The sequence below is a fragment of the Paenibacillus sp. 598K genome (assembly GCF_003851045.1).
Lineage (GTDB): Bacteria > Bacillota > Bacilli > Paenibacillales > Paenibacillaceae > Paenibacillus_D.
This window is the reverse complement of record NZ_BFBX01000059.1, coordinates 94076-107196: the sequence shown is the minus strand read 5'-3', so window position 1 is coordinate 107196 and position 13121 is coordinate 94076. Positions and strand designations below refer to the sequence as shown.

Below are 13121 nucleotides of genomic sequence, written 5' to 3'. Positions count from 1 at the left end.
GAGCCGACGACGGCGCTCGATGTGACGATCCAGGCGCAGATCCTGCAGCTGATCGGCGAGCTGAGCCGGGAGGAGCAGACCGGCGTCATCCTGATCACGCATGATCTGGGCGTCGTCGCTGAGCTGGCAGACAAGGTCGCGGTCATGTATGCGGGCGAGATCGTCGAGCAGGCATCGGTGTACGAGCTGTTCCGTCGGCCGACGCACCCGTATACGATCGGACTGCTCGGCTCGCTGCCCGGCATGCAGGAGCAGCGGGAGCGACTGGACTCGATCCCCGGGGCTGTGCCCAACTTGCTGAACAAGCCGCCCGGCTGTCCGTTCCACCCGCGCTGCGCCTATGCGGACGAGCGTTGCGCGCAGCAGAAGCCGCAGCTGGAGGAGAAGGCAGTCGGCCACTGGGCGAGCTGCCTGAAGACCGAGGAGGTGCTCGGATGAGCAGAGAGACGCGGCATGAGCACGCTGCGGCTGCTGAGCAGGTCCGGCAGCCGCTTCTGGAGGCGAGCGGGTTGAAAAAGTATTATCCGCTCCGCCAAGGGCTATGGGGGCAGCGGACGGTCCAGGTCCGGGCGGTGGACGGTCTCGACTTCAGCGTGATGGCGGGCGAGACGCTCGGCGTCGTCGGCGAGTCGGGCTGCGGCAAGTCGACGATGGGACAGCTGATCAGCTGCTTGCTGGAGCCGACGGCAGGCGAGGTGCGGTTCGAGGGCCGCAGCTTGTTCGGGCTGGGCGGCCCGGAGCTGCGCCAGGTGCGACGAGATCTGCAGATGGTGTTCCAGGACCCGTACTCGTCGCTAAACCCTCGCATGAAGATCTTCGATACGGTAGCGGAGCCGCTACAGGTGCACGGGCTCGCCTCCGGCAGCACGCTGCGCCAGGAAGTGCATCGGCTGCTCGAGGTCGTCGGTCTGGGCGCGCATATGGCGGATCGCTACCCGCATGAGTTCAGCGGCGGCCAGCGCCAGCGCGTCGCCCGGGCGCTCGCGCTGCGGCCGAAGCTGATCGTCTGCGACGAGCCGATCTCGGCGCTCGATGTATCGATACAGGCGCAGATATTAAATCTGCTCAAGGATCTGCAGCAGCAGTTCGACCTGACGTATATCTTCATCGCCCACGGCTTGCCGTCGGTCAAGCATATCAGCGACCGGATCGCTGTCATGTACCTCGGGCGGATCGTCGAGCTGGCGTCGCGCGAGCAGCTATTCGCACGCACGATGCATCCGTACACCGAGGCGCTGCTCGCTGCCGTGCCGATCCCCGATCCGACGCAGCGCCGCGCCCGGGAGCCGCTGCGCGGCGAGCTGCCCAATCCGGCCGACCCGCCGTCCGGCTGCGCCTTCCACCCGCGCTGCCCGTATGCGACCGAGCGCTGCCGCGAGGAAGCGCCGGCGCTGCTCGAGCATGCGCCGGGCCATCAGGCGGCCTGCCACTATCCGTTAGCCGCACAATAACACAGCATGGAGGGACACAGGATGGATAAGCAACCGATCGTACCGGAGGACTTGTATCGTTATCGGCTGGTCGCCGAGCCAGCCGGGCGGCCAGGCACGCTGGAGGTCGCCTATGTGGTGAAGCAGGCGGTGCGGGAGAGCAACGACTACCATAGCCGGATTCGACTGGCGGGACCAGAGGCTGGCGCGGACCGTCCGCTCACCGACGGCCCGCGAGACAGCGCGCCAGCCTGGTCTCCTGACGGGAGTCGGCTGGCCTTCATCCGTCAGGTCGGCAGCCAGCGCCAGCTCTGGACCGTCGCGGCTGACCCGGGCAGCGAGCCAATGCTGGCTGCCGAGGCGGCTGTCGCTGCCGGCCGCAGTATCGTCAGCTTCGACTGGTCGCCGGATGGCCGACAGCTCGTCTATAGCGCGCGCGTGGCGGGCGATGAGCTGCTGCCTGGCGAACGGGCCGGGATGTCGACGACCGCTGCCGGACCTCGCGGTGCGAGCTATGATCGCACCGTGCCGAGGGCAGAGGGCGCGGGCTGGTGGGATGGCAAGCGGCCGCAGCTGTTCCTGCTGGAGCTGGCGAGCGGCGATGAGCGTCAGTTGACCCGGGCGCCGCTCGGCGCTTCGGACCCTGCATGGTCGCCGGACGGCAGCCGTATCGCCTATCTGTCTAAGGCTCCGCCAGCTGGCGTCGATCCCGATCTATTCCCGTTCAATGATCTGTTCACTGTGGATCTCGCCAGCGGCGAGCCCCTGCAGGAGACGGACTCGACTGTACTCATCCAGCACTTCGGCTACAGTCGTGACGGTAGCGAGCTGCGCTACGTGGGCGATGACCGCATATGGGGCAGCGGCACGCACAATCGGCTGTACAGCGTCCCTGCTGTGGGCGGCGGATCTGTCACTGCATGGTCGGCATGCGACATGCAGCTCGGCAACTATATCCTTAACGACGTGAAGTCAGGCCCGGCGATGGCCGGCCCGTTGTCTGCGGCAGACGGCTCGGTCTACGTCGTAGCGACCCGCGAGGGCAGCGCCGAGGTGTACCGCTTCGCGGCTGGCTCTGGCGAGCCGCAGCAGATCGGCGCATCACCGGAGCAGGGCCGCGACGTGTATCAGCTCGCGCTGGCTGGCGACGGCCGGTCGCTGCTCGCCTGCATCATGGACCCGAGCGGTCCCGGCGAGCTGTATCGGATCGATCCGGCGAGCGGCGAGCAGCTCCGTCTGACCGGCTGGAACGACGAGCTCATGCAGCAGCGCACGGTGATCAAGCCGCAGCCGCTCTGGTACGAGAGCGAAGACGGCATGCGTTTGCAGGGCTGGCTGCTGTTGCCGGATGCGGGAGGTGCGCTGGCGGGCAGCGATAGGGATGAGAGCGCAGTCGTAGCGCGCACCGTCTCAGCAGTTGGCGACCCCGGAGCCGCCGTCGTAGACGCGAGCGCCAAGCTGCCGCTCGTGCTCGTCATCCACGGCGGCCCCCACGCGATGTATGCGCCGGCCTACAGTCACGAGCTGCAGCAGCTGGCAGCGCAAGGCTTCGCGGTGCTGTTCGTCAACCCGCGGGGCAGCTTCGGCTATGGTCAGGAGCAGGCGCGGGCATGCCGCGGCGACTTCGGCGGCGGCGATTATCGCGATCTGATGACGGCGGTCGATGCGGCGCTGGCGCGCTGGGAGACGCTTGATGCCGGACGACTGGGCGTCATGGGCGGCAGCTACGGCGGTCTCATGACCAACTGGATCATCTCCCATACCGACCGCTTCCGCGTCGCCGTCTCGCAGCGCGGCATCTCCAACTGGCTATCCTTTTACGGGACGAGCGACATCGGTCTGACGTATACGGACGGCATCGCGGGGGCCAATCCGTGGAGCGATCCCCAGCTGCTGTGGGAGCGCTCGCCGCTTGCCTATGCGGACCAAGTGAAGACGCCGACGCTCGTCATGCACGGCGAGCAGGATCTGCGCTGTCCGGTGGAGCAGTCGGATCAGTGGTACACGGCGCTGCGCAGACATGGCGTGACGGCGCGCTTGATCCGTTATCCCGGCGCGGGCCATAGCTTCCTCAAGCTCGGCAAGCCCTCGCTCCGTCTCGATGCGCTCGAGCAGACCAACGTTTGGCTGCATCGGCATCTCACAGAGGAGGGACGCGCATGAGCGGACAGCATCGCATCGTACTGCCGCTGCCGCTCGCGCTCTTGCTCGAGAACTGCCGTAGCACCGGACTGACGGACGACGAAATCGTCCGTTGCCTCCAGGCGCGAGACTATGCGGCGATCGAGGCACGCACATTAGCCGACCCGGCGATGAGCATCGCCGAGCGGGCAGGACTCGCCGAGGAGCTGGGCCTGGATTGGGCGGAAGTGATGCGCGTCGGCTATGAGTTTGGCTTCCTTCATCTGAATGGCCTGAAGCGGCTGCTGGCCTTTCGTTACCGGCTGCATGCGGGGGCGGATTACGAGGCAGGCGAGGATCGACTGGATGGCGTGCGGCTGACGGCGGAGCAAGCGGAGGAACTGTCCGCGCTGATCCACCGTCAATGGCTGGTACAGCCGCAGGCGGATTTAGTTCCTTATCAAGGAAGGATGTCATCGGGAGATATAAATTGTGCCAGAGAGCACGACTTTGTCTCACTGTCAGTCGTACGTAAGGTCGGTTAATTGCAGCGAGCGAAGCTGTATTCCAAAAAAAGCGAGTGGTCGGCAAATAATGGTGCCAACCACTCGCTTTTTGCGTATGTGTGGGCGCTCTACAGGACTACACCTATTTTGCTATTGTTAAGTTTGTGGATGATTGACATTTTTGAAAAGAGATAAAAAACCTATAAAGTGACAGGTATTAATTTTTAGCCATAACATTTACTATAGTGTATAAATATTGGGATTAATTTTCCCTCTTCTTAATGTTAAGTTTGGTGCTCAATAGGTTGTAGCGGTTAGGGGGCGATGAAGCAAATGTTCATTAAACTAGAAGTAATTATTTTGTTCTTATGGTATAAGTGGAAATTTGCCAAGCGCGGATATGCAGTTATGAAGCCGTTTATGCTAGAAGCGAATATGAAACAATCCCGGGCAGATGTCTCTTTGAAAAAAGCGGATCATCATGTAGTGAAAATTACAAACGAAATTGACCGCGTTACTCGTGCATTAGAGGTGAAAAATCCCTGCATTTATAATAGTGCGATAGGCTACCTTATGCTGAGGCGTCGAAACTATAATGTGATCATCAAAACAGGAGTCAGCTTTCCTCCCTTTAATGCGCATGCATGGGTGGAGATTGATGGGGAAAAGTATTTATATGGCGACGAAACGGTAAAATACACGACTCTGTGTCTGGAAGAGGTTAAGTCATGAATCTATATGTCCTGCTTAAAACAAAGCTTGAGCATGGAATTGGATTTTTGAAGCATATCAATCGTTTCAAGCATTGGACAATTGGTCTCCTATTATTATTGTATGGGGTCGTATCTTTGCTCGATGTAGGAGCGTTATATGTGACCAAAGATGTAATTGACAGCTTGTCAAGTGAAAATCGATCCTATGCTGCCTTGCTTGTACTAACAACTATAGTATCGCTGTCGATTGTTGGACATTGGGCATCAGAACTTGTGACAACGCTATATAAGACAAAAAATGAAGAAAATGCCAAGGTTGTTGCGATGAATAGTGTAATAAACCGTTCTATAACAGAATATGAGTCTGAATCTTTTCAGCGAAAGCTCGAATTCATTAAGTACAATCTTGGGAATACAATATTCAACTTCGTTAATTTGTTGAAAGGATTATTCTCAAGTATAGTGACCATCATCACTTTACTTGTCGCTATAGGGATGCTTACACCCTACTATTCCCTGCTTATTGTTATTATCCTTATCATCCCTGTAGCGATTTTTAATGGATATGTAAATAGATCTCAAGTTCAAATAGAACTGCTTAATTCCTATGATTCCATTAAGACGAGATATTTTAAGAGTATCGTATTAAATAAACATTACGCTTCTGAGATCGTACTCTATAACGCATTTTCATTTCTCGGCGGTAAATGGAAAAGACATTTTGAGAGTGTGAATGAAAGAGAATATGCCAGGGATCTCAAAAATGTAAAACTGAACCTCTTTATAAATCTGATACAAGTCGTCGGATTTATGATCTATCTTTCCACTCTTCTTATGTTTCTTTCAGCTACCATTAGTCCCGGTGAATTGTTCTTTCTAATTACCTCATCGCTATTGCTTGTCATGACGTCGCAGAATATTGTTTCTCAAGTTCAGATGATGTTCCTGCAAAGTGATTTATTTAAGACATTTGGCGATGCAATTGTATATAAGGATACTAAAGCGCAACAGAGTTCCTCGGTCCTCCCCCCAAGGCCAAGGGAGATTATATTTAAAGAAGTGTCATTTTTCTACAAGAATAATCCTGAGTATCTTGTATTGAAAGAGTTGAATCTAACCATAGAGATTGGAAAGCATATCGCTTTGATTGGCCCTAATGGTTCGGGAAAAACAACCTTCTATTATTGTTTATTAGGCTTGTTAAAGCCAACTTCAGGCAAGATTACAATCGATGGCAGAGAACCGCATACGTTTACGGATGAAGAGAGGGCTCGCCTTTTTTCAGCATTGTTTCAGCACCCCATCGGCTATAGAGGTTTATCTTTACTTGAGAATGTAACGCTAGGTCGAGAGCTGGACAGTATTGATTCAGTGGACTCCTTTTTTGACGGTCAAGATCTGCATTCTTTGTATGGCGGAGATCTGGGTGGCGTTGAATTATCAGGCGGGCAGTTGCAAAAACTCGCTGTAGCAAGAGGCATTTTAGCGAAAGGGAATATACTTATTTTGGATGAGCCAACTGCTTCCTTGGATCCGGTATCGGAGCAAGACATTGTAGATAGATGCCTCCGACTGGCAAAAGGAAAGACTTTAATTTTATCGACCCATCGGATGGCAATCACATTAAAGTTTGATCGAGTTATTGTACTGGATCATGGTCGAATCGTGGAGGATGACTGTCCGAAAACATTACTAAACAGAGGAAGCATGTATAAACGTATGTTCGATACGCAAGGGGAAGTATACAAAAAATTAGGTGGAGAACGAGCTTGATGAAAAATTCTAAATGGAACATCGTTAGGAATGTGTTCAAGCTAATTGATAATTGGACGAAGCTATTAAGCGTAATGATCACTACCATTATAATAGAAGGTTTTTTACCTGCTTTGCAGGTGACTATTTTAGGCTTGCTTGTCGGAAGTGTAGTTAGTCAGGAACATCAGAGCATGATGGTTTTCCTATCGATGTACCTCCTAACGTTTGCCGTTCAACCGTTATCGAACTATTTCAAAGATAAAGTCTACTTAAAGATTAAACTTGATTTTTCTATTATTTTTGAAGAGATGGTGTTGAAAAAGGTAAATAGGACTTCGTTAATGGTTCGATTCAATGCTTATTTCGCGGATTCATTCACTGCGGTCCAAAACGCTCTTCAGCCAGGTCAGATCAGTCAATTGTTTCAAAGACTAGTCGATTGTATCGTTATTTTTGCCGCTTCTGTCATTTTAATCGTGAATTTGTTCCGTGTGAACGCATTGGTTCCAATTATTGTTTTCTTCATTTTTATCGTTTTATTTCCTATTCAAAAAAAGATGAATCAAAAATACACCGAGTTACTATTCTTGAGAACACGAGAACAAAATAGAGTGGCTTCGTTAGAGAACAGTATTTTTTCAAAGGCGGCGCTAATCGAAATGAGCGTTTCTGGGCATTTTCCCTGGATACAAAAAATATGGAGAACGAAGTATCGATCCTATATAAGAAAAAAACTAATTGATTCTCTGAAAATAATGTCTTGGATCCATTTAATCAATGGCTTGTGGAAGTTAAGTCCTGTACTGCTCTCATTTATTTTATTGTTTGCGACGTCGACCTCTGTAGTGGAAACGATTATTTTTTTTGGATCGTTAAGTGCCTTGTTGCCTAAGTTGTCTTTGTTTATTGAGAAGTTTGCTCAAGTACAAGACAGTCTCATCACATATAACAAGGTTTTAACTTTCTTGAATACAGAATACCCAGAGAACAAGCATAGTAAATTTGCGCCATCCATCACAAGTGAAATTAACATTCAAGACTTAACTTTTACTTACCCTAACAGCGACGATGCGGTAATTTCAAATGTAAACTTAAGTCTTAAAAAGGGTGAAATCATCTGTATAGTAGGTGAAAACGGATCTGGTAAATCTACACTCGTTCATCTGATCCTCGGACTGTATGATCCTTCACAAGGCAGTATTATGTATGACGAGCAATGTTTTGTTCCAAGTTCGAGCGTATTTTTTCAAAATTTCTTAAAACTTGAATCGACTATAAGAGACAACGTAAGCTTTGGCAATCCGAAGGAAGATACCGATGAGTATATATTGCAAAAGCTGAAGGATGCCAACGCTGACTTCGCAATAGAAGCAGGGCTGGATTGCTCCCTGGATCCGCAATTTGGTGGTCGAAACCTATCGGGAGGTCAGTGGCAAAGGCTGGCTCTGGCGCGTACCTTCCTGCAACAGAACGGCATTATTGTTTTAGATGAACCGACGGCGTCTTTAGATCCTGTAGCTGAAATCGAGCTCTATACAACAGTCCTTAAAAAATATAAGGATCGAACGATCCTGTTTGTATCTCATCGACTCACCGCCTCGATTTTGGCTGATCAAATATGGGTCATGGATGAGGGGAGACTTGTAGAAACTGGCACACATGATGAGTTAGTGAAACAGAAAGGGGAGTACAACAAGCTGTTCACGGCCCAAGCACAGCCTTATCTGGAATATTATCAAAAAACAACAATTGGAGGTTGACGTCACATGTATAAAATATCAGGAAATGTTATGCTTGCCGATCTAGAAAACGAGATGATGTTGTTAGACATGTCGACAGGAATTTATTACGGATTGAATGAGACGGCTTGCGAAATTTGGCGACTTTTGGCGGATAATGAGTCCATTGAACCTTTGATCCAGAGGATCGCTGAGACAAGCGGACAAACGATCCAAGTCATAACCGAGGATGTTAATTCCTACCTAAATGAGTTGGTGGAAATTGGAATTCTTGAAGTGGGCAATAAATCATGAAGGGAACCCAAATGTTTCGCTATAATCTCTATCACTTGAAAATCGAAAGCGAAATTGAACTGCCATGCGACTCAAGCCGAACTTGGGATGGACCGAAGGAAATAACGATTAGAGCTGCCAGGGGTTCTACCAACGAGTTCGGCAGTATCGCCTATGCTTCGAGAAAATATGGCGGATTACTTAGAAGCTATAGTGTGGATGGAGGCTTGCTATATTGTCCGGGGCCGCGTATTAAAATTTTCATTCATGAAAACGGCAAGGAAATATGGGTAGACGCCGATCCTAGTGATTACCAAGAAGCTGCTCTAAGCGTTTCAGGGGTGGCATTATCTGTGCTGCTGATTTTCAGAGGATATGTCCCCATCCATGCGTCATGTGTGCAATTAAATGGATGTACATATGCGATAATTGCAGACTCGGGTGTAGGTAAATCAACGCTGACTTGGAATTTGTTGCGAAACGGAGCTGGTTTCTTGTGTGATGACGTCTCTCCTATTTGTAGTCAAGAGGCTAAAATGAGCGTTATCCCTTCGGTTTCTTTGAACTCAAAGCTTTGGAAATCGTCAATTGATCAATTAGGGATGGACTATCAAAAATTCACTCCAATACTTCCTGACATGGATAAATACCATGTTCCTGTGCGGGGCGAACAGAGAGTGACAAGTCCGCAGGAAATAAATGCTCTATTATTGCTTAATCCATTTGAAGAAACAGAAAATCAGCAAGCGACGGAAGTAACGCAAATCACAGGTTCATCGCTATTACCTTTGCTGCTGGAACACACACATTCAATTTGGACCATGCCTGATTTATTGCAACAATACTTGTTCCCTTCTTATGTAAAGATCATTAAGAGCATCCCTGTATACTGTTTACGCTATAAACGGAATTTCGTTGAAATGGGAACACTTATAGAAACGATTAAGAGCTTTAGTCATAGAAGTATTAAAGTTTAGGTGGTGTAGAGGTGGCCTTTTTATGTGGATATGTTTATCATTCTGACAACGATTTCAATCGCCAGGGAGATGAGCTATTAAAGGATATGATTAGGAAGGGGCAGACGCGCGGCGAAAACGTTCATCAAACGACATTATCAGTTCATCTTAATACGGAAGTGAAAATGGCAACAGCCACTCTCGATTACAGAGGGTATGAGACCTCCATTTATGCTCGTAACAACCTTTCAGTTGCTTTTGTAGGGAGAATCGATAGTATATCAGACGATAACAGCGCATGGAATAGAAGTGTGCCGGCAGAGTTAGTTGCTTCTTTTATTCATGCTTATGGATATGAGGCTGCTTTCAAAAAAATACATGGTGACTATTGCGTATCGGTATACGAGAGCAATTCAAAATCGGTTATCCTCTTTCGATCCGAATTTGGAAATAAAAAGCTCGTTTTTTACTGTAATCGTAGCTTAGGCGTTTATGGATGGGGTTCGTGTTTAGCTCAAATGATTCAATTTGAGGAGGGATCTACTGCAATTTCTGAAGAGTATATAGCCGATTATATTACGAACCCTATTAATAACAGAAGACGATTAACCCCTTATAAAAATATATTTAATGTGCTTCCGGGGGAGTGTGTGAGAATCGGTGCGAACGGCTTTGCGAGCATGTTCTTAAAAGAACCTTTGTTTCACAAGCATATCGGTAAACTGAAAGAAAGAGAGGCGGAAGAACAATTTTTTCACTTGTTTTATGACTCTGTTAAAAACTGCTTGCAACAAAGCACACCAGAGATTGTGCTGCATCTTTCAGGAGGCATGGACTCTTCTGCAATCGCCTACATTGGCAGTGATATTATTGCCAAAGAAAAAATGAAAACGGCATTCTTGTACTATCATACGGATCATATCAACGACGGATCAGAAGTAAACTTTGCCCGAATTGTCGCTGAACAAACCAACTATCCGCTGCGTGTTTTCCAAGCACATAATGAGAGTCCTTTTTTAAGCGGATTCGATTATGGGAGGAAGATCTCTGTATATGAACCTAGTGCCGTTGTCTTAGGTTCCCTTGATCTAGAACATTTCTATCTTGAGAACAATAAGGTTGTCATCACCGGTATGGGTGGAGATCAGGTAATAAACGGAAATCGGTTTTACCTTTTAGGATTACTGCAGGAAAATAAATTTTTGACATTAATAAATGAAATAAGAGAAGCTGGTTTTCTTTATTCGTTATGGCCTAATCTGATACGTCCATTTTTTCGGCGTGATACACATTATGACGTAACCTCATTTTTAGATCGCTCGCTTATTAATCCTAGCTTTTCAGAGAAATGGGACATGAAGGAGCGGGCGAAGAAAAGCATTGTCCCACTCAAGTATCCTCTCTCGCGGCAGGATGAGTTTGAAGGGATTGTGATGGGGGAGCAATGGATGCCGATAGACGGATTCCATCACATGGACACTAGAAATCCATTTCTCAGTTTGCCGCTAGTAGAGTTTTGTTTTTCATTACCTATTCAATACAAAAGGCGAAAATTTCACAACACTAAAGTCATTCTGAAAAAAGCACTTTCTAAATACTTCCATCATGAAATCTTAGGCAGACATAAATCAGATCATAGTACAGATCTATTCAAAAGTTTTAGAAAACAACAAAAAAAACTAAATGAGATTGTTTTGCATTCTGAGCTGGTGCGCATGGGTATATTCAATCAAAAAGAATATCGAAAACATATGGATAGTCTATGTTTTGGCAGTATGGATAAAGTCGTCCACTTCCTTAAGTTATTAGAACTTGATGTCTGGCTAATGCTCAGGGAAACGGGAAAATAAGATATGAAAATCTACTATTATTATGGGATTGATGGAGGGAAGGGAGGAGGTGATGTCACGGTGTACATTAAACCTGCGGTTTCAATCATTGGAGATTTCATGACGTTGACTAAAGGATCTGGAAACAAAAGTACTGAGAGCTACCAAGTTGATCCGAACGGCTTAATAACCAATGTTACTTATAAAAGCTAGTCTGTCATAAGGCTTGTTATTGCCTGTTCAATATCAACTTCCATCAATCCCATAATAATTGAAGTTATCTATCTCATAGGCTGGAGGAGGAACGATGAATAAGCGGGATACTAATTATTGGCTGGCTGGTATACTAGATCATACTTTGCAAAAAATGCATGCAAGTAATGGGATCAAAACATGCGATTCGGAGTTTCTAGCCATATTGAAGAAGCATAAGTTGCAAGGTAGAATTTCTATTCCCGAGCTACTAAAAATGAATTCTTTTAAGCGCTTTGATCAAAAATTAGTGATCGCAAGTCTTATGCATGAAAAAGTAAAAATTAATGCGTTCGCAGACAAGCATCAACTTGCGATATCTGAAATTGCAAACGAATTTATCAATCAAAAAATAGCTGCGCTCCCTATTATCATAAAAGGGTTATCGATTTTTTCATTAACTAATGATGTGAGTAATATTAGATTCAGTGTAGACATTGATATGATCTATTCAGATCCAGAATTTTTATCTGCTATTCTAACTGAACTCGGTTACATAAGAGAAGATACCGTCAGTAGCCATGAACATTGTATCATGTATAAAAATGATGTCACCATAGAAATACATAATTATATACCTGTCATACACTACTCTAAGGGTGCTATTAAAAAAGCGGTGAAAACGGAGAAAAATAACAAACAGCTCTACTTTGAAAATGCGGCGGTTGAAGAAACAATGATTCGTTATGAAGATCTCGTTACGAATGCTCAACCGAGCTCTTTTCTCCATGGAATTTTAGTGCCATCTATCAATGATCAAGTACTTATTCTTTGCACACATATTTTTCGAAACTATGTAAAGTCCCAATTCAGTTTTGCATCACAGATAAAGTTGGCTGAGTTGTTGGATGTGCTTGATCTTATTCGTCATCAATCATTTGAACTTGAATTATTCGTAAAAGAAAATTGCTATGAAACTTCAGTATTATTTACAGCTTGTTTGTTGGAAAAACTTTTTGGTGAGCGCGATTTTCTGGATGCGCTTTGCCCATCACCCGACAGAGCGCAACTTTTATTTCCGAAAATTTTGCAATGGTCAGGGGCAATGTACCTCCCAAGGTTACCAGAGGAGCTTGTTTATTTTGGATTAAGTGAGTTTATCGACGCACTGGAGACCAAACCGATTATTTTAAGTCAAGACAAACTTGGTACTCAGCTTTTTGATCTTCACAAGTACAATTCTCATGGGATAACTCAACTTGAATCATTAGTTGTGACTTTATCGGACAATTGTCTTGTCCTAGTCGTCAAACTCCAAGAGTTGATCCCCAGTCAAACAGCTGATGTTGTAGAACTATTTACTGAAGAACATAGATGTTGCTTTGTTATCGAAGACAATTCGATAACAACCGAAGAGACTTATGAAGGATATTCTTGGGAGTTGATGCAAGGGGACTATACGCTCAAAATTGAAATCCCACTTTGTTACCTTGATGTGTACGGGAACTTGAAATTAAGCTTTATTTTCAGTGTAGTGAGGTGGGGGACGGGCCCACTATCCACCTGCGTTCCGATGAAAATCAGCCTTAACGATTGAATGTCAGCGG

The 13121-nt window shown here is 47.4% G+C and carries 12 protein-coding genes; all 12 read left to right on the top strand.

All coding sequences use genetic code 11. From position 1 onward, the window contains the following. Nucleotides 1-438: oligopeptide/dipeptide ABC transporter ATP-binding protein (locus PA598K_RS17810; RefSeq protein ID WP_148091964.1), on the top strand; the 438-nt coding region annotated here is incomplete at its 5' end. Continuing rightward, nucleotides 435-1451, top strand: a complete 1017-nt coding sequence (locus PA598K_RS17805; RefSeq protein ID WP_128658261.1) for an ABC transporter ATP-binding protein — start codon at nt 435-437, stop codon at nt 1449-1451. The genes PA598K_RS17810 and PA598K_RS17805, both read left to right, overlap by 4 nt. Before the next feature lie 21 nt (nt 1452-1472). Then, nucleotides 1473-3593 carry a S9 family peptidase gene (locus PA598K_RS17800; RefSeq protein ID WP_128658260.1) on the top strand — a complete coding sequence of 707 codons (2121 nt, stop codon included), beginning with the start codon at nt 1473-1475 and terminating at the stop codon, nt 3591-3593. After that, nucleotides 3590-4096, top strand: a complete 507-nt coding sequence (locus PA598K_RS17795) for a hypothetical protein (RefSeq protein ID WP_128658259.1) — start codon at nt 3590-3592, stop codon at nt 4094-4096. Before PA598K_RS17800 ends, PA598K_RS17795 begins: the two co-directional genes overlap by 4 nt. Nucleotides 4097-4390: 294 nt before the next feature. Then, complete coding sequence (locus tag PA598K_RS17790) at nt 4391-4789, top strand: lasso peptide biosynthesis B2 protein (RefSeq protein ID WP_185602064.1); 399 nt, start codon at nt 4391-4393, stop codon at nt 4787-4789. Next, nucleotides 4786-6543, top strand: coding sequence for an ATP-binding cassette domain-containing protein (locus PA598K_RS17785; RefSeq protein ID WP_128658257.1), 1758 nt, complete (start codon nt 4786-4788; stop codon nt 6541-6543). Before PA598K_RS17790 ends, PA598K_RS17785 begins: the two co-directional genes overlap by 4 nt. Then, on the top strand, nt 6543-8285 hold the full coding sequence (locus PA598K_RS17780) for an ABC transporter ATP-binding protein (RefSeq protein ID WP_128658256.1): 1743 nt from the start codon (nt 6543-6545) through the stop codon (nt 8283-8285). The genes PA598K_RS17785 and PA598K_RS17780 overlap by 1 nt, the downstream gene beginning before the upstream one ends. Before the next feature lie 6 nt (nt 8286-8291). Then, entirely contained in the window at nt 8292-8558 is a 267-nt protein-coding gene (locus tag PA598K_RS17775; RefSeq protein ID WP_128658255.1) for a PqqD family protein, read from the top strand. Beyond that, nucleotides 8555-9514: a hypothetical protein gene (locus PA598K_RS17770; RefSeq protein ID WP_128658254.1), complete on the top strand. Its 960-nt coding sequence runs from the start codon at nt 8555-8557 to the stop codon at nt 9512-9514. Before PA598K_RS17775 ends, PA598K_RS17770 begins: the two co-directional genes overlap by 4 nt. 11 nt (nt 9515-9525) lie before the next feature. Beyond that, on the top strand, nt 9526-11343 hold the full coding sequence (locus tag PA598K_RS17765) for an asparagine synthase-related protein (protein ID WP_128658253.1): 1818 nt from the start codon (nt 9526-9528) through the stop codon (nt 11341-11343). 3 nt (nt 11344-11346) lie between these two features. Continuing rightward, the gene (locus PA598K_RS36275) at nt 11347-11535 is read left to right on the top strand and encodes a hypothetical protein (RefSeq protein WP_185602063.1); all 189 of its coding nucleotides are present in this window, start codon (nt 11347-11349) and stop codon (nt 11533-11535) included. A 94-nt stretch (nt 11536-11629) separates the two neighbouring features. Next, the gene (locus tag PA598K_RS17760) at nt 11630-13111 is read left to right on the top strand and encodes a nucleotidyltransferase family protein (RefSeq protein WP_128658252.1); all 1482 of its coding nucleotides are present in this window, start codon (nt 11630-11632) and stop codon (nt 13109-13111) included. Nucleotides 13112-13121: the final 10 nt, after the last annotated feature.